Source organism: Bradyrhizobium sp. WYCCWR 13022, assembly GCF_030435535.1.
GTDB lineage: Bacteria > Pseudomonadota > Alphaproteobacteria > Rhizobiales > Xanthobacteraceae > Bradyrhizobium.
The window spans coordinates 1,294,003-1,316,085 of the sequence record NZ_JAUIZJ010000002.1; the positions used below are offsets into that span (position 1 = coordinate 1,294,003).

At 67.5% G+C, this 22,083-nt stretch carries 20 protein-coding genes and 1 riboswitch; of the genes, 2 read left to right on the top strand and 18 right to left on the bottom strand.

Annotated elements, in window-relative coordinates; genetic code table 11:
- Nucleotides 1-169: 169 nt before the first annotated feature.
- The 4 genes from hydA to QY049_RS07430 form a co-directional block, all read right to left on the bottom strand.
- Complete coding sequence (gene hydA, locus QY049_RS07415) at nt 170-1,579, bottom strand: dihydropyrimidinase (RefSeq protein ID WP_258762274.1); 1,410 nt, start codon at nt 1,577-1,579, stop codon at nt 170-172.
- Nucleotides 1,580-1,590: 11 nt separating this feature from the next.
- Nucleotides 1,591-2,331 carry an aspartate/glutamate racemase family protein gene (locus tag QY049_RS07420; RefSeq protein ID WP_258762275.1) on the bottom strand — a complete coding sequence of 247 codons (741 nt, stop codon included), beginning with the start codon at nt 2,329-2,331 and terminating at the stop codon, nt 1,591-1,593.
- Nucleotides 2,332-2,449: 118 nt separating this feature from the next.
- On the bottom strand, nt 2,450-3,871 hold the full coding sequence (locus tag QY049_RS07425) for a PepSY domain-containing protein (protein ID WP_301269232.1): 1,422 nt from the start codon (nt 3,869-3,871) through the stop codon (nt 2,450-2,452).
- Nucleotides 3,872-3,883: 12 nt separating this feature from the next.
- Nucleotides 3,884-6,232, bottom strand: a complete 2,349-nt coding sequence (locus QY049_RS07430; RefSeq protein ID WP_301269233.1) for a TonB-dependent siderophore receptor — start codon at nt 6,230-6,232, stop codon at nt 3,884-3,886.
- 115 nt (nt 6,233-6,347) lie between these two features.
- Nucleotides 6,348-6,550: riboswitch (cobalamin riboswitch) on the bottom strand.
- A gap of 72 nt (nt 6,551-6,622) precedes the next feature.
- Here QY049_RS07430 and QY049_RS07435 point away from each other — a divergent pair.
- Nucleotides 6,623-7,195 (top strand): histidine phosphatase family protein, encoded by a 573-nt coding sequence (locus tag QY049_RS07435; RefSeq protein WP_258762278.1) that lies wholly within the window; start codon nt 6,623-6,625, stop codon nt 7,193-7,195.
- Here the strand turns inward: QY049_RS07435 and cobT are convergent, their stop codons facing one another.
- From cobT to cbiT, 7 genes are read right to left on the bottom strand one after another with little or no spacing between them, the layout of a single operon-like run.
- On the bottom strand, nt 7,196-8,248 hold the full coding sequence (cobT, locus tag QY049_RS07440) for a nicotinate-nucleotide--dimethylbenzimidazole phosphoribosyltransferase (RefSeq protein ID WP_258762279.1): 1,053 nt from the start codon (nt 8,246-8,248) through the stop codon (nt 7,196-7,198).
- Nucleotides 8,249-8,258: 10 nt separating this feature from the next.
- Nucleotides 8,259-9,008, bottom strand: a complete 750-nt coding sequence (cobF, locus tag QY049_RS07445; protein ID WP_258762280.1) for a precorrin-6A synthase (deacetylating) — start codon at nt 9,006-9,008, stop codon at nt 8,259-8,261.
- Complete coding sequence (gene cobA / locus QY049_RS07450) at nt 9,005-9,736, bottom strand: uroporphyrinogen-III C-methyltransferase (RefSeq protein ID WP_258762281.1); 732 nt, start codon at nt 9,734-9,736, stop codon at nt 9,005-9,007. Before cobA ends, cobF begins: the two co-directional genes overlap by 4 nt.
- A complete protein-coding gene (locus tag QY049_RS07455; protein WP_258762282.1) occupies nt 9,733-11,043 on the bottom strand; it encodes a cobyrinate a,c-diamide synthase in 1,311 nt (436 codons plus the stop codon). Before QY049_RS07455 ends, cobA begins: the two co-directional genes overlap by 4 nt.
- Entirely contained in the window at nt 11,043-11,825 is a 783-nt protein-coding gene (gene cobM, locus QY049_RS07460; RefSeq protein WP_258762283.1) for a precorrin-4 C(11)-methyltransferase, read from the bottom strand. The genes QY049_RS07455 and cobM overlap by 1 nt, the downstream gene beginning before the upstream one ends.
- The gene (locus QY049_RS07465) at nt 11,822-12,190 is read right to left on the bottom strand and encodes a cobalamin biosynthesis protein (RefSeq protein WP_258762284.1); all 369 of its coding nucleotides are present in this window, start codon (nt 12,188-12,190) and stop codon (nt 11,822-11,824) included. The genes cobM and QY049_RS07465 overlap by 4 nt, the downstream gene beginning before the upstream one ends.
- Nucleotides 12,187-13,368: a precorrin-6Y C5,15-methyltransferase (decarboxylating) subunit CbiT gene (cbiT, locus tag QY049_RS07470; RefSeq protein WP_258762285.1), complete on the bottom strand. Its 1,182-nt coding sequence runs from the start codon at nt 13,366-13,368 to the stop codon at nt 12,187-12,189. Before cbiT ends, QY049_RS07465 begins: the two co-directional genes overlap by 4 nt.
- On the opposite strand from cbiT, the gene QY049_RS07475 reads away from it, so the two are divergent.
- On the top strand, nt 13,367-14,113 hold the full coding sequence (locus QY049_RS07475; RefSeq protein WP_258762286.1) for a cobalt-precorrin-6A reductase: 747 nt from the start codon (nt 13,367-13,369) through the stop codon (nt 14,111-14,113). The genes cbiT and QY049_RS07475 overlap by 2 nt on opposite strands.
- On the opposite strand, the gene cobJ is transcribed toward QY049_RS07475, so the two are convergent.
- From cobJ to QY049_RS07510, 7 genes are read right to left on the bottom strand one after another with little or no spacing between them, the layout of a single operon-like run.
- A complete protein-coding gene (cobJ, locus tag QY049_RS07480) occupies nt 14,089-14,823 on the bottom strand; it encodes a precorrin-3B C(17)-methyltransferase (RefSeq protein WP_258762287.1) in 735 nt (244 codons plus the stop codon). The two genes, QY049_RS07475 and cobJ, sit on opposite strands and share 25 nt — an antisense overlap.
- Nucleotides 14,820-15,551, bottom strand: a complete 732-nt coding sequence (locus tag QY049_RS07485) for a precorrin-2 C(20)-methyltransferase (protein WP_258762288.1) — start codon at nt 15,549-15,551, stop codon at nt 14,820-14,822. Before QY049_RS07485 ends, cobJ begins: the two co-directional genes overlap by 4 nt.
- A 2-nt stretch (nt 15,552-15,553) precedes the next feature.
- Nucleotides 15,554-16,183 carry a precorrin-8X methylmutase gene (locus QY049_RS07490; RefSeq protein ID WP_258762289.1) on the bottom strand — a complete coding sequence of 210 codons (630 nt, stop codon included), beginning with the start codon at nt 16,181-16,183 and terminating at the stop codon, nt 15,554-15,556.
- Nucleotides 16,183-17,343 (bottom strand): precorrin-3B synthase, encoded by a 1,161-nt coding sequence (cobG, locus tag QY049_RS07495; protein WP_258762290.1) that lies wholly within the window; start codon nt 17,341-17,343, stop codon nt 16,183-16,185. The genes QY049_RS07490 and cobG overlap by 1 nt, the downstream gene beginning before the upstream one ends.
- Nucleotides 17,340-20,588, bottom strand: a complete 3,249-nt coding sequence (cobN, locus tag QY049_RS07500; RefSeq protein ID WP_301269234.1) for a cobaltochelatase subunit CobN — start codon at nt 20,586-20,588, stop codon at nt 17,340-17,342. The genes cobG and cobN overlap by 4 nt, the downstream gene beginning before the upstream one ends.
- Entirely contained in the window at nt 20,588-21,622 is a 1,035-nt protein-coding gene (cobW, locus tag QY049_RS07505) for a cobalamin biosynthesis protein CobW (RefSeq protein WP_258762292.1), read from the bottom strand. Before cobW ends, cobN begins: the two co-directional genes overlap by 1 nt.
- Entirely contained in the window at nt 21,619-21,993 is a 375-nt protein-coding gene (locus QY049_RS07510) for a DUF1636 domain-containing protein (protein WP_194476655.1), read from the bottom strand. Before QY049_RS07510 ends, cobW begins: the two co-directional genes overlap by 4 nt.
- Between the last annotated feature and the right edge of the window lie 90 nt (nt 21,994-22,083).

Here is a 22,083-nt window from a genome sequence, read left to right on the forward strand (position 1 = left end):
CTTAGGTCTCCTCGCATGATTTCGGCGGCCCGACTTTCGGCCGCCGCTTGGGTGGGCGCAGAGCTACACTGAAAGGCGGCCGGCGGAAAGGGATCAAAGCTGCCGCAGCCACGCGCGGAAGCCATGCACAAGCGGCGATACGGCCTCGCCGCGGCGCATCATCTTCCCTTCACACCAGGCTGGACTTGCCGCGGCTGAGCACCTCGCCCGCACCCTTGTCGCCCACGATCCTGCCCTGCTCGTACACGACGCGCCCCCGCGCGATCGTCGTGACCGGCCAGCCGGTGACGTCAAAGGCTTCCCAGGGCGTGTAATCGGAGCCGTGGTGCAGGTCGGCCTGCCGGATCGATTTCTGCAGCTTGGGATCCCACAGCGCGATATCGGCATCAAAGCCGACCCCGATCGAGCCCTTGCGCGGATAGAGGCCGTAGATGCGAGCATGATTGGTCGCGGTCAGCTCGACGAATTTTTGCAAGGTGATGCGGCCTTTCGAAACGCCCTCGGAGAACAGGATCGGCAGCCGCGTCTCGATGCCGGGGATGCCGTTCGGCACCCAGCGGAACGAGGTCCGCGCATTCGGCGTCAGCTTGCCCTTGGGATCGTCGTAGCGGAACGGGCAATGGTCGGACGAGAAGGTCTGGAACACGCCTGACGTCAGGCCTTCCCAGATCGCCTGCTGGCTCTCGACATCGCGCGGCGGCGGCGAGCAGACATATTTCGCGCCCGTGATGTCCATGTTCAGGCCCTTCATGTCGTCGGCCGTCAGCGTGATGTATTGCGGGCAGGTCTCCGCATGCACGGGCAGACCGCGCTGCTGGGCCCAGCGTACCTGCTCCATCGCCTCGCGCCCGGAGACATGGACGATCATGATGGGAACGCCGACCACCTCGGCATGGCTGATGGCGCGGTGCGTCGCCTCGCGTTCGACAGCCTGCGGCCGCGAGCTGCCGTGATAATAGGGCGCGATGTGGCCATCACGCTCGAGCTTGGTGGTGAGGAAGCGGATCGCGTCGTAGCCCTCGCAATGGACCATCACCAGCGCCTCCTCGCGGCGCGCCACCTCGAACACCTCGAGCAGCTGCTTGTCGCTGAGCACGAGGTCGTCGTAGGTCATGAACACCTTGAACGAGGTGTAGCCGTCCTTGACCAGCGCCGGCAGCTCCTGTCCGAGCACGACCGCGGTCGGGTCGGAGATGATGAGGTGGAACGCCGTGTCGATGTAGCACTCGCCTTCCGCAAGCTTGCGGTAGTTCTCGACGCAGGTGCGCAGCGACGTCCCCTTCTCCTGGAGCGCGAAGGGCAGCACCATGGTGTTACCCCCGGCCGCCGCCGCGCGCGTCGCCGAGGCGAAATCGTCAGCCATCACGACATCCGGTCCGGACGGCTGAGATATGTGGACGTGGCTGTCGATGCCGCCCGGCAGCGCCAGCAGTCCGGTCGCATCGATCTCGCGCGCCGCGCCTTTGATGTTGTCCGCGATAGCGACGATGCGACCGTCGCGAATGCCGATATCGGCGCGAAACTCGTCGCTGGCCGTCACGATGGTGCCGCCGCGAATGGCGAGATCGAGCTGGGTCACTGGTGTCTCCGTCACTTCATCACGGCTGATGTCTGGAATATCCGTCCCCACGATGCCAGCGCCGTGACGTCGGCGCCGGCGAGGCTGAGGGTTCGCCACAACGTCACGGCGACGGAATCGAGCACGGCGATCTCAAGCTCTCGTTCGAGCGGCGCGGCAAGCGCGGCGCCGTCGAGATTGGTACAGAGGATGACGACAGCGTCGGCCCCCTCCGCCGCCACCGCGCGAATCATGTCGACGATTGTGGCGGGTGCGACCTCGCCGAAGGAAAAATTGTCGCGCAGGCCGAGATGTCGCTCGGCATGCGGTGCGATGCCCTCACCGGCCCAGACGTCGCCGATCCGCCGTTGCACGTCGTCGATGTAAGGCGAGACGAGCGCGACACGTTCGGCTCGCAGCGCGCGGGCGGCGTCGATGCAGGCCAGCGTCGAGGTCGTCGCCGGCACGCCGGTTCGCGCCGTGATCGCGTCGCAAAGACTCCTGTCCCTGCCGATGCCGAGCCAGCTTGCGGAGGTGCCGTTCCAAGCGATGGCATCGACCCTGGCATCGGCCAGCAGGTCCGCCGCCGGCAACATCACGGAAGCGTCGAACTGATTCAGCGCCGCGGCATCAAGCGCGATTTCGGTGACGCGAAAGCGCGAGAAATGCGCGGTAACATCATTGACGCCATGCAGCATGGCGCAGGTCACGGGCTCCAGCACCGAGTTGGAGGACGGCGTGATCATGCCGAGACGCTTGCGCAGGATTGACATCGATCACGATTGCTCCGTTGCGAACGCGCGCGATGGCGCCTTCCGGAGGATCATCCTCGCCTGTCGGGATCCGCGCAACCCGCAAATTTGCAGGCGGCACATCATTTGCCGCGTGCATTCAGGTTGCGAAGGTCGCCCGCAAGCGTCGCCAGCCGATCACGATGCCGGTCACGGAGAACACCAAGCCCAGCGCGCAGAGCCCGACGATCAGGACATCGCGCAGGCGCGGATGCGCCTTGAGGACAGGAAAATCCAGCGTGTGCAACGCGCTGTAAGCCCAGCGATAGGCTCGCCGCGACGAATCCAGCCGCTGCAGCACGCTGCCGTCGGCGCCGTCGATGTCGAACCAGAGATCACCGCAATGCACGCGGTAGACCGGCGCACCGCGAACGATGGACTGCGCGGGATAATCGTCGTTATCGGCCAGAACGGACGCCGCGCCGCAGCCGACCGCAAGGCGGCTCGTCAGGCCGAGCACATCCTCCGGGCTGAGAGCCGCCGACTGCTTACCGTTTGGCCACATCAGGGCCTGCTTGCCGAGTCCTCCCCGCTCGCGTCGATAGACATGGCCGCCGAAGGCAAACCATTCGACTTCACGGAGCGGGGACGATAACGGCTGCTGAACCAGGGATGGCGCCGCGCGCCAGTCCGGCACGGCGTTGATCACGCCGGCCTCGGCCGCGGTCAATTGGCCGCGCGAGAACAGCCGGCCGTGATCCATGGAGAGCCAGCCGCTGAAGATCCAGGTCAGCACGAAGACCGTCGATGCGAGTCCGACGATGTGATGCAGCGCGTGCCAGCCGCGATAGGGCGACGAGATCCGGCGGCTCCGGATTCTGATCCTGATCACGCCCAGAACCGCGCCTAGCACCGCGGCAATCAAGGCCAGCAGCGAGAGATTCGAAACCACCTGGTCCCAGAGCGCCCAGTTGCGCCTGAGAATCGTCGGATAGATCCAGTGCAGGACGCTGCCGACCCAGTTCCAGCCACGCTCGTTGCGGGTCGTATCCAGCACGATCTCGCCGGTGCGCGACGAGACATAAATCTCTGTTCCGGCGGCGTCGCCGAGAGCTATGCGGAACAGCGGCCGATGGCGGTCAAATCCGTTCGGCACGCTCCATTGATCGCAATCCGCGCGCGCGACGATTGCCGCGTGTGTGGCATCGAGTCCGCGTCGCCGAGCATGATCCTGCGCAATGGCAAGTGCGACATCGGCAGATCCGACCGATGCCTCGGCCCCGCCTGAGGCATCGACCGCCCATACGCGCGTCGGACCCGACACGACAAAAACGGGCGCGTCACTCCGCTGGATCAGTCGAACGCGCGTGGCGTCGGTGATCCCGCTCGCAGCCACCGCGTCGGCAACCGGCATGATCGGCGCTCCGCGCGCGAGCGGCAGCAGCCCGGCAAACCGTTCCGCTTCCGTCAGCGACGGAAACGGAACGAAGTGCATCACGATCCCGCTCGCGAACCACATCGCGAACGGAAGGCAGAACGCGATCCCGAGCCAGCGATGTAGCAGGGCGACCGCGCCCATCATTGGATCAGCGCCCTACCATTTGAACGCCGCGGAAATCTCGTAGGTCCGCGGCGCGCCCAACAGGATCTGGTCGGGATAGAACGGGTCGCCCCAGATCGCGTAGCGCTTGTCGGTGAAGTTGCGGACGCGGAAGGTCAGTCGCGCCAGGTCGACGGCATTGAAGACCGCCTTGGGAATATCGACGAAGGCGTAGAGATCGCCGATCGTGTAGGCATTCATCGTCACGGTGTTGGCGTCGGTGTTGTAGCGGTCACCGACATGGCGGCCGGTGATGCCGACCTCGACCGGCCACGGCGTGAAGAATCGCCAGGACGCGCCGGCATTGGCGACGACGCGCGGCACGTTCGGCGGCGCGTTGCCCGAAAACGAGCCGCCGGCGAAATCGTAGTCGGCATAGCGCGCATCGACATAGGCGATGTTGCCCCACAGACGCAGAGGCCCGATCGGGCGGATCGATCCGGCGACCTCGACGCCCTTCGATTCCTGCCGTCCCGCGATGTTGAGCGTCTGGCCGCCGGCTGCCGCATAGACGTTCCTGCGCACGATGTCGTAGGCCGAGAACGACCACTCTGCCCTGTTGTCCCAAAGCACGTGCTTGACGCCGGTCTCGTAGGTGCGCGTGGTGGTCAGGTCGAGCGGCTGGGCCGGTGCGAGCAGGAAGATGTTGTTGGCCGAGACGTCGGCGCCGGTGGCGTACTGGCTGAAGAAGGTCAGGCCCGGAACGGCCTCCCAGGTGTAGCCGATGCGTCCCGTCACCGGCGCCCAGTCCTTCGTGAACGGAAAGCCTGCCTTCACAAGCCCGACCGGATCGGTCGAATTGCGGTCGAGCCCGATATGCTCGACGCGCAGGCCACCGATCAGCGAGAACGTTCGTGTGAGTTTCAGCCGGTCCTCGAACGACAGCGCTTCGTTGTCGATGCGTGCGGTCTGCTGCTGCGTCGTCAGCGGGCCGTAGAAGCCGCGATCGGGATCGACCAGCGAGACAAAGTCGTTCGGGAAGTTTGCAGCACCCGGCCGGACGAAATCGAGGTAACTCGACGACAGCGTCGCAACCATGCGGTTGTCGAAGCCCGCGACATTGGCGTCCCAGACCAGATCGGTGATATTGCCGACGAGGCGCTGGCTGTGCGCGACATAGAAGCGCTCGCGATAGACCTGGTTGTTCGTGGCATCGAACGCCTCGATCTCGTTGTTGAACCAGCTGCGCTCGGCGCCATAACCATAGGCCTGGCTCTTCAGCGTCAGGTCGGGCGCCAGCTTCAGCTCGAAACCGCCGCGCAGCCACACTTCCTGGGCGACGTTGCGGTTGTCGAGAACGTTGTAGTTGGTGTTGAAGGTGCGGTCGTCGATCGTAACGGCACCGAGGTCGGTCCTGTTGAAGTAACTGCCGGAGACGATGCCCGCCGTCGCGTGCGATCCGCTGAAGGCCACCGGCACCAGCGGCGCGCCCCAATAGGCCTTCGAGCGGTCCTCCCGATATTCGATCGCGCCCCAGACCTTGAGACTGTCGGAGACGCGATAGTCGAGCTGGCCGGAGAGGTCGAGTGTCCTGGTGTTGGTGTCCTCGGCAAAGCCGTTGAGCGAGGAACGGCTGACGTCGAAGCGATAGTCCAGGCCCTGCACATTGGTGCTGCCACCGGAGCCAAAATGCGCGCGGAGGGAGTTCAGCGAGTCCCAGGAAAAGTCCGCTTCGTTCCGGATCGGCCCCGTGTGCGGCCGCTTGGTGACGAGATTGATTGCGCCGCCGGCGGCACCCTCGCCTGACATCAGCGAGGCGGGCCCTTTCAGGATCTCCACGGCTTCGAGATTGGCCGTGTCCATGATCCGCAAGGTCATGTTCTGCGGACCGATCTTGATGCCGTTGTAGAGCGTGTTGATCTGGCTGTTGGTGAAGCCGCGCATGGAGAAGGCCGAGGGCTCGGCCGGATTATCGCCGGCGGTGACGCCGACCGCGCCTTGCGCGACGTCGGAAACGGTGCGGTAGCGCTGCTCGCGGATGGTCTCGGCGGAGATGACTTCGACAGTTGCAGGAGTCTGCCGCACCGTCAGGCCGAGGCGCGAGGCGCTCGCGGCGACGGCGTTGCTGTTGAGCGGCGTCGGTGGCGCAAGGTCAAGTGCGACCGGCTTTGGCGCGACCGCTGCGGTAACGGACCGCCGTGTCGCCGCACGGCGGGTGCTCGCTGCGTCCCGGCCGGCTGGTTTGGCCTGCTTGCGGGATTGCGGCGGCGACACCTCGACGGGCGGCAAGAGCTCGCCGGCCTGCTGCGCCAAGGCGGCCGTCATGTCGATCGCGGCAAAAAGTGCGAGAGCGGCGGACGCCGGCAGAATGCGGCGTAGTCGTACGAGACGGATGGAAGACACGGTTCTGGACCTCGGTGTGACGTCAGTGGCACGTCACCGCGAACCAAGGTCCCATCATCAGGCCGTCAGCCTTCCGATGAAGCCGAATGTCTGTACTCCCCGACCGACATCTTCGCGTGTGACCACGGCTGACGGCAGGTCTCCTGGCTCGCGGGTCGTGACCGCTTCGTCGCCTTCCCGGGACCGAGGACCCAGTGGCTCGTGACGAAGGATTCACCGCTTACAGTTGCGGGGGCAGCTACGGCATTGGGGACAACGTCCCCGCACCGCATTCCCTTTTCATCCCCTCGCGGGGAAACCGTCAAATCCATCTAGGATTACGGCGAAGACAGAGTCAATGTGCCTGATGCGGCGACATTGCCGCAGTGACCAACTTCTTTGGAGACGAGCATGGAAGGCGCGGCCTTCCTCTGGCTGATACGGCATGCACCGGTCGACGGTGTCGCGGGAACCATTCATGCGGATGATGCGCCGGCCGATCTGCGCGATCACGCGCAGCTCGCCGCGCTGCGCCAAAGTCTGCCTCGCGACGCGACGAGCCATGCGAGCCCGGCGCGCCGCACGGTTGAGACGGCCCGAGCGCTGGGGCTGGAGCCCAAATTGGTGGCCGAATTCGGCGAGCAGGATTTTGGCGCGTGGACCGGCTGGAGGCATGACCAACTCGCAGCTGATGGCGGCGAGACCTATGCGCAGTTCTGGAGCGATCCCGCGCGCGGACGGCCGCCCGGTGGAGAGAGCTTCGAGGAACAGGTCGCGCGCGTCCGGCGGGGACTCGCGCGGATCGGCCGCGGCCCCGCAACCCTCGTCGTGCATTCCGGCACCATTCGCGCCGCGCTCTGCATCGCGCTCGACCTGACCCCGCAAGCAGCGTTGCGCTTCGTGATCGATCCGTTGTCACTGACCCGGATCGACCGACTCGCCAGCGGCTGGCGCGTGGTGTCGGTCAATCAGCGGATGGCTTGATCAGCCAGGCCGATCCGGCACGCTGGCCTGTGCGAAGGTCGCCATGTCATTGTGAAGCGTGCAGGCCGATCGCACCAGCGGCAGCGCGATCGCGGCGCCAGATCCCTCGCCAAGCCGGAGATCGAGGCTGATCAGCGGCTGCACGTTCAGCGCGCGCAGCACCAGCCGATGACCCTGCTCCGCCGATTGATGCGACGGCAGCAGGAAGGGCTGGCACGACGGGTTCAGCCGCGCCGCCGCGAGCGCCGCAACCGAGACGATGAAACCGTCGATCAGCACGGGGATGCGCGCCTGCGCAGCCGCGATGATCGCGCCTGATATCGCCGCGATCTCGAGGCCGCCGACGGCGCACATTGTCTTCTCGGGCGCAGCGCCGGCCACGCCATGACGTGCGATCGCTGCATCGATCACGCGCGCCTTGTGGGTACGGCCCGCCGCATCGACGCCGGTGCCGTGGCCCGCTATTTCCTCGGCACCGATGCCGAGCAGGCCCGCGGCGATAGCCGCCGAGGTCGTGGTGTTGCCGATGCCCATCTCGCCGAAAATCAGGATATCAGGCTGATTGGCCTTCGCCCGCGCCACCGCGCGCTGGCCGGCCTCGAAGGCGAATGCCAGCTCCGCCGGCGTGAGCGCCGGCTCACTGCTGAAATCGCGCGTGCCGTGGCGCGGCTTGTCCGTAACCACGCCGGGCATGGCGTCCGCCGCCAGCGTTCCGGCGTCGACGACCTCGAGGCTCGAACCGAGTTCGCGCGCCAACACCGAGATCGCGGCGCCGCCGGCGGCAAAGTTCGCCATCATCGCGACGGTGACGGCCTGCGGATAGGCCGATACGCCCTGCGCGACGATGCCATGATCGCCGGCGAAGATGATGATCGGCACGCGCGCGGCACGCGGGCGTTCGGTCGCCTGCAAGCCCGCAAGCTCGATCGCGAGTTGCTCGAGCCGGCCGAGCGCGCCGGTCGGCTTCGTCAGTTGCGCCTGTCGCGCGATCGCGGCGTCGCGATGGACGACGGAGATCTCGGGACATTTCCGGGTGACCCAATCAGGGAGCATGCTGCCTCGCTTACGGCCTGCGCTTGAGAATGTAACTGTCCATGATCCAGCCGTGACGCGCGCGCGCGTCCTGTCGCGCGGCGACGATGCGCGGGCCGACCTCGGTCAGCGCGCCTGACAGAATGATCTGGTCAGCCAGGCCGAGATAGGCGCCCCACCAGATGTGAAGGCCATTTGGATCGAGCGACTGGAATGCCGTGCCGCCGTCGAGCATCACCACCACGGTATCAACGCCTTGCGGCCAGCCGCCTTCGCGCAGGCGGCGTCCCGTCGTCACCAGAAACGGCTCGCCGATGTCGTTGAGCGGCAGCGCATGCGCCGCGCACAGCGCCTGGATCGAGGTGATGCCGGGCACGACCTCGATTCTGGGCAAGGGATTGAGCCGCCGCGCGATGCGCAGCGAGGAATCATAGAGCGAGGGATCGCCCCAGATCAGCAGTGCGGCCTTGCCGTCACCGCCGAGATGTTCTTCGATCGTCCGCGACCAGGCCGCGGCGACCGCATCGTGCCAATCGTCGACGCCCTTGCGGTAATCGGGTTCAGCGGCGTCGCGCACGGGAAGATCGAACTCGGCGATGCGCGTTGTGGCGTTGATGAGCACGTCGGCGCAGATCGCCCGCCTGAGATCGGCGAGATCTGTCTTTGCCGTTCCCTTGCGCGGGATCAGCACGAGATCGGCGGCGTTGATCGCGCCAATCGCAGCGCGCGTGAGTTGCCCGGGATCGCCGCAGCCGATGCCGATCAGGGAGAGCGTCATCATGACGATCCGCCCTCAGCCAGCGCGCCGAACATGATGACAGCGGCCGTGGAAGCCGCACCGCCGCGCGCGAGTTGCTCGGCAAGCTCGGCGATCGTGGTGCGCACCAGCCGCTCGTCGGGGCGTCCGAGGGATTCGGCGAACAGCGCCGGCGTGCTCGATGAAAGACCGTGCTCGATCAGTTTTGCGGCCAGCACCGGAAAGGTGCGCCGGCCCATATAGACCACCGTCGTCGCATCAGGATCGGCCAGCGCCGCCCAGTTCAGATCTGGCGGCAGCTCACCGGTGACGTCGGCGCCGGTCACGAACTGCACCCGGCGCGATGTATGGCGGCGCGTCAGCGGAATGCCGGCCTGTGCGGCCGCCACGCAGGCCGAGGTGACGCCGGGAATGATCTCGAAGCCGATGCCGGCCTCGCGCAGCGTCTCCAACTCCTCCTCGAGCCGGCCAAAGATGCCGGCATCGCCCGACTTCAGCCGCACGACCCGCACGCCCGTCGCGGCATAGTCGACCAGCAGGCGATTGACGTGATGCTGCTTTGTCGACGGCCGCCCTGCCCGTTTCCCGACCGCGACGAGATTCGCGCCCGGCCGTGCGAGATCGAGGATCGCGCCCGAGGCGAGATCGTCATAGAGCACGACGTCAGCCTCGCGCAGCCGCGCGGCGCCCTTGAGCGTGAGAAGCTCAGGGTCGCCGGGGCCGGCGGAGACGAAGGAGACAAAACCGCTCACCGGTCCTCCGCGATCAGATGGAAGAACGTGCCCGTGGCGTGCCCGCGCCGCGAGCCGGTCTCGGCGATGACGCTGCCAGTTGCGTCGTGCACGACTGCCAGCGGCGCATCGGGCTGGGCGATGATCGTCGAATAGTGAAACTCGTGGCCGCGCAGCCGCGCGCCGGCCTTGTGCCCCGGCATCGGCATTGCGAGCGAGGCGAGACGATAGCCCAGATGCATGCGCCGCTTGGCAAAACTCGTCTCCAGGCCGAGCAGGCCCGTCATTTCGTGACGAATACCGTCGGCGTCGGTCAAAGCTGTCCCCAGCACCATATACCCACCGCATTCGCCGTGCACTGGTCGCGTCTCGGCGAAGGCGCGCAGACCGCTGCGGAAGCGTGCATTGGCGGCGATCTTGCCGGCATGAAGTTCGGGATAGCCACCGGGCAGCCAGCCGACGTCGGCGCCTGCATCGGGCGCTTCGTCGGCAAGCGGAGAGAACGTTGAAATCTCCGCGCCTGACGCCCGCCAGGCTTCCAGCATGTGCGGATAGACGAAGGAAAACGCGGCATCGCGCGCAAGCGCAATGCGCTGCCCGGGCGGTGTCACGTTGAGGCCGTTCGCGGCCGGTTGCGGCGACCAGCTAGCGGCCGATTGCATCACCGCATCGAGATCGACGTGCTCCGAGACAAAGCGCGCGGCCTCGTCGATCAGTTTTCCGATCTCGGCCTGCTCCTCGGCTTGCACGAGGCCGAGATGCCGCTTCGGCAGGCTGATCTCGGCATGACGCGGCAGCGCGCCGAACACGGCGATGCCGGCGTCGTCGAGCGCACGCCGCACGAGGTCTTCGTGACGCGGGCTGGCGACCCGGTTGAGCACCACGCCCGCAAGGCGCACGCCGGCGCGATAATCGCGCAGGCCTGCGGCGATCGCCGCCGCGGTCTGCGCCTGACCGGAGGGGTCGATCACCAGAACCACCGGCCAACCCAGCATTTCCGCGATGTCGGCGGTAGCACCGGTGCCGGAGACGCCGCGCGCGGCGACGCCGTCGAACAGGCCCATCGAGCCCTCGGCAAGCACGATATCGGCATCGCTCCCCCGGCTGACGAGATGCGCGATCGTCGAGCGGTCCATCGCCCAGCTATCGACATTGACGGAGGGGCGGCCTGTGGCTGCTGCGTGAAAGGCTGGATCGATGTAATCAGGGCCGCTCTTGAAGCACTGCACGTTCAAGCCACGATTGTGCCAGGCGCGCGCGAGCGCCAGCGTCAGCGTGGTCTTGCCGACGCCCGAGGCCGGCGCGGAGATGACGAGGCCTGCCGCCATCACGATGCCTCCGGAAAACGCGGCTCGGCGCCAACGGGACGATAGCGACGATCGTAATCCGCGGCATAGAGCCGGCTCTCGTCGAAATCCGCCGCACCCAGCGTCTTGCCGACCAGGATCAGCGCGGTGCGCTCCATCTCGGTCGCGACGGCGGCATCGAGCGTCGCCAGCGTCGCGCGGACGATGCGCTGGTCGGGCCAGCTCGCGCGCCAGACGATCGCCACCGGACAGTCCGCGCCGCAATGCGGCGTGAGTTCGGCAACCACCTCGTCGAGCAGATGAATCGACAGATGGATCGCGAGTACAGCGCCGGTCGCGGCGAAGGCCGCAAGCTTCTCGCCCTCGGGCATCGCGCTGGCGCGGCCCGGCGTGCGGGTCAGCACCACCGTCTGAGTGAGGCCGGGCAGCGTCAGCTCGGCTTCCAGCGCCGCGGCGGCTGCGGAAAAGGACGGCACGCCCGGTGTGACGGTGAATGGAATGCCGAGCGCGCGCAGGCGGCGAAGCTGCTCGCCCATCGCCGACCAGATCGAGAGATCGCCGGAATGCAGCCGCGCGACGTCCTTGCCCTCCGCATGCGCGGCGGAGATCTCCGCGATGATCTCGTCGAGCGACAGGGGCGCGGTGTTGACGATGCGCGCTCCGCTTGGGCAATGCGCCAGCACGCCCGCGGGCACCAGCGAGCCCGCATAGAGACAGACCGGACAGGCCGCGATCAAATCGCGCCCACGCAAGGTGAGAAGATCGGCGGCGCCCGGCCCGGCGCCGATGAAGTGCACCGTCATGGGCCGTCTCCTTCGGCGATCGCCGCAGTCGCGGTGCGATCCTGCGAGACCGCGCGCGTCGCGATGAGCCGCGCGCGCGGACCAGCGGCGGCCAGCGCGGCTGCTTCGGCGACCGATCCCGTGCCGAACCTTCCGGTGATCCGCTGCGACTGCGTCGGCGTATCGACACGCGCAAGCACATCGGCCGGCACAGCCTTGATCGGCACGCCGCATTCACGCGCGAGCTGCTTCAACACGTCAGCGTCGGCCTTGTCGCTGACAGTAGCCATGGCCGCGAGGCCATCGGGGCCGCCAGCCGCTGCAAGCGCTTCGCGCAAAGAGGCCAGCGTCACATCCTTCTTGAATCCGAGCCCGGCAACCTTCATCGGACCACACTCCACTGCAGCACCGGCCGCGCCGCCCCCCAGGAGCGATAGCGGCCAAGCGGAGCGGCGTAGGCGATCTCGACCCGCATCAACTCGCCGCCATGCTGCTGATGCAATTCGCCGAGCAGCGCTTCCGTCTCCAGCGTGACGGAATGTGCAACCAACCGCGCCCCTGGCGCAAGCCGCAACCAGATCGCGTCGAACATCGCACGATCGAGGCCGCCACCCACGAAGACGGCATCCGGCGCATCCAGCGGGGCAAGCGCTTCCGGCGCCTGTCCCGTAACTACCGTGATCCGATGCGTCAGTCCAAACGCCGCCGCATTGGCCCGAATGTTCGCGGCGCGATCCTCGCGCGTCTCGATCGCAATCGCCGTCCCGTCACACAGCGCCCACTCAACCGAAATCGAGCCCGAGCCGGCGCCGATGTCCCACAAGCGTTCACCGGGACGCGGGGCCAGCGCCGACAGCGCCAGCGCGCGGACCGGCCGCTTGGTGATCTGGCCGTCATGGGCGAAGAGATCGTCCGAGAGTCCTGAGCTGCGGGGAATGCCCTTCCCGTCCTTTGCCGCGACGGCGACTGCAACCAGGTTTCCAGCGAGGTCGCCGGCAAAGCAGTCGGCACGATGCTCCGCAATGGCTTCGCGCGGGCCGCCAAGTGCGGCGAGAGTCCAGAATGCCGAGCCACCCCACCCGCGTTCCGTCAGCCATCGCGCGAGGTCGCCAGCGGCCTTGCCGCCTCGCACGAGACAAATGATCCGCGCGCCCGGCGCGAGATAGGGTACGAGACGCTCGAACGGCGCGGCATGAAGCCCGAGGCAGGCGATGGATTCGAGCCGCCAGCCGAGCCGCGCGGCGGCGAGCGAGAAGGTCGAGGGCGCCGGATGCGCGATCCACTCGCTCGGGTCGAGCCTCTCGGCAAGGCCTGCGCCGGCGCCATGCCAGAACGGATCGCCGGAGGCCAGCACGGCCGTGGGCCTTCCACGGCAGCTCAGCACGATGTCTGCGTTGAAAGGCACCGGCCATGCGCGGCCGCGGCTTCCGACGTCTGCAAGCGCGAGATGACGCTCGCCGCCGAACACGGTTTCCGCGCTGGCGAGCGCCTTTCGACTTGCGTCCGACAGCCCCGTGAGGCCATCTTCGCCGATACCGATGATGGTCAGCCAGGGATCAGCCATGACGCGCGCCCTTGTTCTGGGCGGAATTGCCGACGCGAGCCTGCTCGCCGGGAAGATCGCGCGCGCAGGCATTGACGCCGTATATTCCTACGGCGGCCGCACCCGCGCGCCTGCCGATCAGCCGCTGCCGACCCGCATCGGTGGTTTTGGCGGCGCGAGCGGGCTGGCCGACTACGTCAGGCGCGAAGGCATCACGCATGTGATCGACGCCACGCATCCCTTTGCCGCCGAGATGAGCCGTCATGCGGTCGACGCTTGCGCGGAGACCGGCACGCCGCTGATCGCGCTCGAGCGCGCGCCCTGGAGCAGAACGCCCGAAGACATCTGGACCGAGGTCACCGACGTTACCGCCGCCGTCGCCGCGCTGCCGGAGGCGCCGGCAAGAATGTTCCTCGCCATCGGCCGCCAGCACATCGCTCCGTTCGCGGCGAAGCCGCAGCATGCCTACACGCTGCGGTTCGTCGATCCGCCGGAAACGCCTCTGCCATTCGCCGCCGATGTCATCGTGTCGCGCGGGCCGTTCACGCTTGACGGCGAGCTCGACATGATGCGCACGCGCGGCATCGCATGGATCGTCGCCCGCAATTCCGGCGGCGACGGCGCGCGCGCCAAGATCGACGCGGCCCGCCGGCTCGGCCTGCCCGTGATCATGATCTCGCGGCCGGCGCTGCCCGAGCGCAAGAAAGTCGAGAGCGTCACGGAGGTGATGCAATGGCTCGGTCATCGGGCCCGCCTCGGCGCATAGATCCAGCGGCCGACGCGGCGCGTCTGCGAATTGCCGACGATCACCAGCGTTCGCATGTCCGCCATCTCGGGCCTCGCGTCGTCCAGTGGCACGATCACGATTTTTTCGTCAGGCGCGCTGACGGCGCGCGCAAAAATCACGAGGCGCCCGCCACAGCCGGTTTCCTTCAAAACCGCGAGCGCGCGGCCAAATCCCTCCGGCCGGCTCGCCGAGCGCGGATTGTACATTGCAATCGAAAAATCCGCTTCGGCCGCGAGCCGCAGACGCTTCTCGATCACCGTCCAGGGCTTCAGGTTGTCGGAGAGATTGATCGCGCAGAAATCGTGGCCGAGCGGCGCGCCGGCGCGCGCAGCTGCCGCCAGCATCGCGGTGATGCCGGGCAGGACGCGGATCGGCAGGTCCTGATGTTGCGGCGCCTGTTCCAACGCCTCGAACACCGCGGATGCCATCGCGAACACGCCGGGATCGCCGGAGGAGACGACGACCACCTGCCCGCCTTCGGCCGCAAGCTGCAAGGCTTCTGCTGCCCGCTGAAGCTCCTCGCGGTTGTCGGAGGGATGGAGCTTGAGGCCGGGCCGCGACGGCACGCGCGCGACATAGGGGGCGTATCCAAGGATGTCGGTCGCGGCGGCGAGCGCTGCAGTGACCTCCGGCGTCACCAGCGCATCGCTGCCCGGGCCGAGGCCCGCGATGGTCAGCGTGCCCGTCATTCGGCGGAGTCCGGAAGCCGGCCCTTGCCGTGCACGAGCACGATCGCGAAGTAGGGACACTCAGCGGCGTCGATCTCGGCGAGCCGCGCGATGCGCTCGCCCGGCATGGTGCCGCGCTCCACCAGCCAGGCGTCATCGAGGCGGCCGGTGGACGCGAGTGCGCGCCGCACTTTTGCGAGGTTGCGCCCGGTCTTCATGATCACCAGCGCATCGGAATCGCGCATGTGGCGTTCGAGCTCGGATTCGGGAAGCGTTCCCATCAGCACCGTCGTCACGTCGTCGCCCAGCGCAATCGGCTGGCCGACACCATTCCAGCAGCCGACCATGCCGGGAATGCCGGCGATCACCTCGATCTCGACGCGGCCTTGCAGCCGCGCGTGCAGATGCATGAAGGACCCGTAGAAATAGGGATCGCCCTCGCAGAGCACGACGACGTCGACCGCGCGCGAAAGCCGCGCCAGACGCTCGGCCCATTCGTCGTAGAAGCCGGCAAGCAATTGCACGTAGTTCGGGCTATCGAACGCGATCTCCGTCGTGACAGGATATTCCATGGGATATTCGGTGACGTCGGCCGCGAGCATCCCCTCGACGATACGCCGCGCCTGACCGGGACGGCCCTTCTTGCGGAAAAAGGCGACGTGCTGCGCGCCGCGCACGGTCCGGTCCGCGCGCACACTCATCAGATCGGGATCGCCGGGGCCGAGACCGCAGCAGATGATGCGTCCCATGACTATTCGCTCCGGCTCGCCAGCGCGTTCACGGCAGCGACCGTGATTGCAGAGCCGCCGAGGCGACCCTCGACCGTCAGCGCCGGCACCGGTGGATCGGCCATCAACGCGGCCTTGGATTCGGCTGCGCCAACGAAGCCAACGGGACAGCCGATAATCGCCGCGGGCCGTGGGCAGCTGCGATCTTCCAGCATACTGAGCAGATGGAACAGCGCGGTGGGCGCGTTGCCGATCGCGACGATCGCGCCATCGAGATGCGGTCGCCACAGCTCCAGCGCCGCGGCCGAGCGTGTGTTGCGCATGGATTGCGCCAGCGCGGGAACGGTCTCGTCGCCAAGCGTGCAGATCACGGCGTTGGCCGCAGGCAATCGCGCGCGCGTAATTCCTTCCGACACCATGCGGGCGTCGCACAGGATCGGTGCGCCCTTCTGCAAGGCTGCGCGAGTCGCGGTCGCCATACCCGATGTGAAGCGGATATGAGCTTCGAGGCCGACCATGCCCGCCGCATGGATCATCCGCACCACGACCTGCTCCTCATCAGGCGTGAAACGCGCCAGATCGGCCTCGGCGCGAATGGTCGCAAAGGATTGACGATAGATCGCCGCGCCGTCAGTCTCGTAAGTATGCGGCATCAGTGCCCTCCCAACAGGATGGAGGGATCGCGAACGATATCGTCGCGGTCAAGCCCGCGCAGGACCGGCTCGTCGCGGGTCGAGCCGTCGCGTACGAGATCAAACCCGGCAGCCGTCGCGACCAGCGTGATCGCGACCGCGCCGGAATGGGCGCAGCCCTTGGCGCAGCCGGAGACGTGAAGCCGTGCGGCCCCACCGATGTTCGGCGCGAGCGTTGCGGCCAGCCCGCGGGTGTCGGCATGGGCCTCGCGGCAGCGCGGCGCGCCGCTGCAGGCGATGACGCGCAACGCCGGATCGTAGGCTTCGGTGATCAGGCCTGGGGCTGATGGCATCGTTAGCTTGCCTTCGCTCAAAACCATCCGCCACGGCGTCATCCGCAGCGCATGCCCGAGGCCCGAGAGCTGATTGAGCGTCGCATGCGGCATCTGTCCGAAGGCGATCCCGACCATGGCGCCTTGCGGATAAAGCCCGGGACGCACTGCTGCCATGATCGGCGCGGGCTCCGCCTCGCCGCGCAGCGCCTGAGGCAATGTTGCGCCGGCGGCAACATGCGTTGCCATCCGTCCTCGCCCATCCCGGACGCCTGATGTAACGAACCAGCGCGCGACGGCAAGTGCGGCGGTCACCGCCTCGCCGCGCGCTACGCTGCGGCCGAGCGTGGCGCCATCGGCGCGCACCATGAGACCACCTGAAGCGTCACGCTCGATCCGGACGTCGGCGGAATTTCCGGCAAGCACGCGTGATTTGCCGTCATCGACGGCGAAGCCGAATTTCGTGGGAAGCTCGAGCGCAGAGTCCGCCAGCGCCTCTTCGAGCTCTGCGGCGAGCGCCTGGGTCTCGTCGCCATCGCGCCAGAACGGCGTGACCAGGATGTTGCGGCGGGATTCAGTGTCGGCATCAGGGTCGAGCAACTTCAATTGCGCGAGTCCGTCAAGCAGCAGCCGGTGGCTGGTCTCGCTGACGCCTCTGATCTGGAGATTGGCGCGGCTGGTGACGTCGATCAGCCCATTGCCGTGGCGCTCGGCGAGATGCGCGAGCCCTGCCGTCTGGGCCGGATCGAGCCGGCCGCCGAACGGGCGCACGCGGACCACGAGCCCGTCGCCCGATTGCATCGGCCGCAGCGCCCCAGGACACCAGCCCTTCACCGAAGCCGCGCTCATGACGCCTCCTTCAGCGCGGCCGCGATCGAATTGCGGCGCGTTCGCCAGAGCGAGGCCTCGTGCAGGCGCTTGAAGCACGTTTCCATCGCAGCGAGCGCCGCCGGGTTCTCGCGCGCCATGAAGGCGCGGATTTCGGCATCGCCGAGCGTCGCGTCATAATAGAGATCGAACAGATGCGGCGGCACGGCGTCGGCCAGATGCGCGAACGCGGCCATGTGCTCCAGCGTCGCGGAGATCTCGGCCGCGCCGCGGAAGCCGTGGCGCATCATGCCGGTGATCCAGGCAGGATTGGCCGCGCGGGTACGGACGACGCGGGAGATTTCTTCGGTCAACGTGCGCGCATGCGGCTGCTCGGGACGCGTCGTGTCGAGGTGATAGAGCGATGGCCCTGATACACCGAGATGCGCTGCCGCCGCGGCGACGCCGGCTTCGTGCGCGGCATAGTCGGCAGCGAGCAGGAGATCGGTCTCCGGCAGGTCCTGGGCATGGACGAACGCATCTGCGGATGCAAGCCGCTGTTCGATACCCTCGCGATCGGGCTTGATCGCGCCATCGGCGGAGAACGCCCAGGACGAGGCCGACAGCCAGGCCTCGCCAGCCGCATCGCGCGTCTCCGGCGTGAAAACATCGGGGATTGCCGAAAGGCCGACGCCGTATTGTCCGGGGCGCGGCGCGAACACGCGCGAGGTGCGGTGGCGATAGGGATTCTCATCGCCCTCGTCCTCGCGCGATGCGAGCGCTTCGGCAGCGGCCTCGAACAATTGCGCAAGGCCCGCAAAGACGTCGCGGAACAGGCCTGACACCCGCAGCGTGACGTCGATGCGGGGGCGGCCGAGTTCGGCCGGCGCGATGATGTCGTAGCCGGTGACGCGGCCGGAGGCGTGGTCCCAGCGCGGCGCGAGGCCGGCCAGATGCAGCGCCATCGCAAACTCTTCGCCGGCGGTGCGCATGGTCGCGGAACCCCAGAGATCGACGACGAGGCCCTTCGGCCAGTCGCCGTGATCCTGCAAATGCCGCCGCAGCAGTTCTTCGGCGAGCTTGATCCCCTGCGCATGCGCCGACGGCGTCGGCACCGCGCGCGGATCGACGGCGAAGAGATTGCGCCCCGTCGGCAGCACGTCCTGGCGCCCACGATACGGCGAGCCCGACGGGCCCGGCGCAACACGCTGACCGGCAAGCGCAGCGCGCAGCGCGTCCCGCTCCGCATCACCGCACGCGCCGCGACCGAACACGTGCAGGCCGTCGCCGAACTGGCTCTGCTTGAGGTCGCAGACGAAGCGATCGATGCGCGGAATGGCTTCGGCCGGCGCGGCGGATACATCGAGGCCGAGATCGTCTTCGAGCCCTGCCGTGCGCGCCTCGTCCCGGATCGCGGCGATCAGGCGCTGGCGGCGGGCGGGGTCGAGACCGTCGGCGGTCGAATATTCGTCGAGCAGGCGTTCCAGCCGACGCAGCCCTTCCGGGACCGCGGATTGCTCGAGCGGCGGCGGCAGATGACCGACGGTGACGGCGCCAATGCGCCGCTTGGCCTGCGCGGCCTCGCCGGGATCGTTGACGATGAAGGGATAGATGACGGGGAGATCGCCGATCAGCGCTTCGGGCCAGCAGGCGGACGACAACGCCACGGATTTTCCGGGCAGCCATTCCAGCGTGCCATGCGCGCCCATGTGCACGACGGCATCAATCCCCTGCGCGCGGAGCCAGAGATAGAACGCGACATAGGCATGGCGCGGCGTGCGGGCGAGATCGTGATAGTCGGTATCACGCGTCGTCGCATCGCCGCGCTCTGGCTGGACCGCGATGATCGATCGGCCGCATGGGATCGCAGCGAAGTGGAACGCGCCGTCGCCGCAGCTCGGATCGCTTTCCGGCGCGCCCCAGGCTTTCGCGAGATCGTCCTGCAAACTTTGCGGAAGACGCGAGAGCGCGGCGCGATAGTCGACGACGCTCCAGGTCAATTTCTGCCTGAGCAGCGCCTCACCGAGCTCCTGGACTGGCGCAACATTGAAGCCAGTCTCGGAGAGATCGGACACCAACGCCTCGACAGAAGCGAGCGCATCGAGACCCACCGCATGCGCGATCTGATGCGGGCGGCCCGGATAGTTCGACAGCACGATCGCCAGCCGCTTCTCGGCGGCCGGCGTCTCCGCGAGGCGGCGCCAGGCCGCAACGCGCGCTGCGACAGCCTTCACGCGCTCTTCATCCGGCCTGTGGGCGAGATGTGAAAACTGCAAATCGGGATCGCGCTCGGCGGCCGACTTGAAGCTCACGACGCCTGAGAACAGGCGGCCGTCGACCTCGGGCAGCACGACATGCATCGCGAGATCACCCGGCGACAGGCCACGCAGCGATTCCGCCCAATCCTCACGCCGCGCCGATGACAGCGCGACCTGAAACACCGGACACGATGCGGCATCGAACGGCGTCGTACCGTCGTCACCCAGCGCCGAGAACGCCGTCGCGTTGACGATCGCGGCGGGTGGATTCCTGGCGAGATGCGCGCGCAGCCAATCCGCGACGCCGGCTGCTTTCAGCGAGGCGACGAACGCGCCATGTGCGTCAAAGCCCTTCTCGCGCAGCGCCGCGATCAACGTATCGACGGGCCCCGTGTCCGCGGCAGTGAGATAGGAGCGATAGAACGTCACCAGCGCGGACGATTTCCCCTCGCGCGCCACCGGCGCGGCGATCACCCCGCGTGCGGGATCGTAAAAGCCCATCTCGGGCACGGCCATCTCGCCGACGACCGGGCCTGCATAGAGACCCGAGGCCAGCGCAAGCTGCGCGATCGCCGCTTGCGTCGCGACGGGCCCACCGGTGTCGCAGAGCACCTTGAGCCGGCGTAGCGTCGAGACCGGCAAGGTGGAGTACGCGTCCAGCCTGATGTCGTCACGGCCATCGGCCGGGAGCACGGCCAGCGCGATGTTGCGATCCTTTGCCAGCTGCTGGAGCGCCGCAAGACCATACGACCAGTAGGATTCACCACCGATCAACCGCACCAGAATGCCGCGCGCCTGCGACAGCGTCCGCTCGATATAGGTGTCGACCGATAGCGGATGACGGAGCTCCGCGAGGTTGGCGAGCCGCAGCGACGGCAGGCTCTCGCGGCCACGTCGCCAGCCGGCCGCAAACGCCGCCAGATCTGAATCCGAGAACGAGAGCGCCGCGAGATCGGCCGGGTCCTGGCCGATGTCCCTCGGCGTCGCGGTCTCCTCGAGACCACGGCTCTCGCGGAAGACGACGTGCATCAGATCCCTAGCCCTGACCTGATCGCGGTTTCGTCGATATCGCCGTGCTCGCCGATCACGACGAGCTTCGACTGCCTGAGCCCTGCGCCCCAGGGCTTGTCGAACTGGTGGCGCACGCGCTCGCCGACCGCCTGCAGCAGCAGGCGCATGGGCTTGCCCGCGACCGCGATATAGCCCTTGGCGCGCAGCACGTTCCGCTCGCGCGCCAGCTTCTGTACGGACGCGACCAGCGCATCGACGTCGGCGACCTCAGGGAGATCGATCACGACGGAAGCGAAATCGTCATGCTCGTGCTCCTCCTCGCCGTCATGATGCGAGGGGCGCGCGGCGAGATCGTTCTCGGCGGCAGCGCCGAGGCCGAGAATGACGCGCGCATCGATCGCGCCGTCGGTAATGGGAAGCATCGGCACGCGGCGCGGCATCTCGGCAGTGATCAGCGCCTTGGCGGCCTCGATGCCCGCAGCACCCGCGAGGTCCGCCTTGGTCAGCAGCACGATGTCGGCGCAGGCGATCTGGTCCTCGAACACTTCCGAGAGCGGCGTCTCATGATCGAGATTTTCGTCCGCCGCGCGCTGGGCTTCGACCGCATCCGGATCCGGCGCGAAACGACCGGCGGCAACCGCCTCGGCATCGGCGAGCGCAATCACGCCGTCGACCGTGATGCGCGAGCGGATCTCCGGCCAGTCGAACGCCTTCAGCAGCGGCTTCGGCAGCGCCAGCCCCGAGGTCTCGATCAGGATGTGATCGGGCCTGACAGGGCGCGCCAGCAGTTGCTCCATGGTCGGAATGAAATCGTCGGCAACGGTGCAGCAGATGCAGCCATTGGCGAGCTCGACGATGTTTTCTTCCGGGCAGTTCGCATCGGCGCAGGACTTCAGAATCTCGCCGTCGACCCCCTCGCTGCCGAACTCGTTGACGAGCACGGCGAGCTTCTTGCCGCCCGCATTGCTGAGCAGATGCTGGATCAGCGTCGTCTTGCCGGAGCCGAGGAAGCCGGTGACAACAGTCACCGGGACTTTTGCGAGCGAGTTCATTCGGCGGCCTCCGGCAACACGGCAATGGGGGGAATGCGGGCAAGCGACTGCTTGCGGAAGATTTCGGGCCGGCTGCGCCAGGGCACCAGGCCGTCGGGCGCGGCGGCATAGGCGGCGGCGCCCGCGACCACGTCGTGCGCATTGGCATCCGAGAGGCGGCCATAGACATACGACCAGCGGCCGGGCGCGCTGAGCGCGACCGAGCAACCCTGGCTGCATGCAGACAGGCATTCGACGGGAACCACGGTGACGCCTTCGGGCACGCCAGCCTCGAGGATCGCGCCGTGCAGGCGCTTGCCGGGCGCGACCTCGCCCTCGCCCAGCGTCTGGCCGGCGCGGCAGGTGATGCAGACATGCAGTGTGACGGTCATCGCCTCTTCCAGAAGTATCGGCGGGAGGCGAAGAGGCCCACGAACCGTTCTTGCGAAGGCCCGTTTCCCCGTCGCGGAACACCCCGTCCG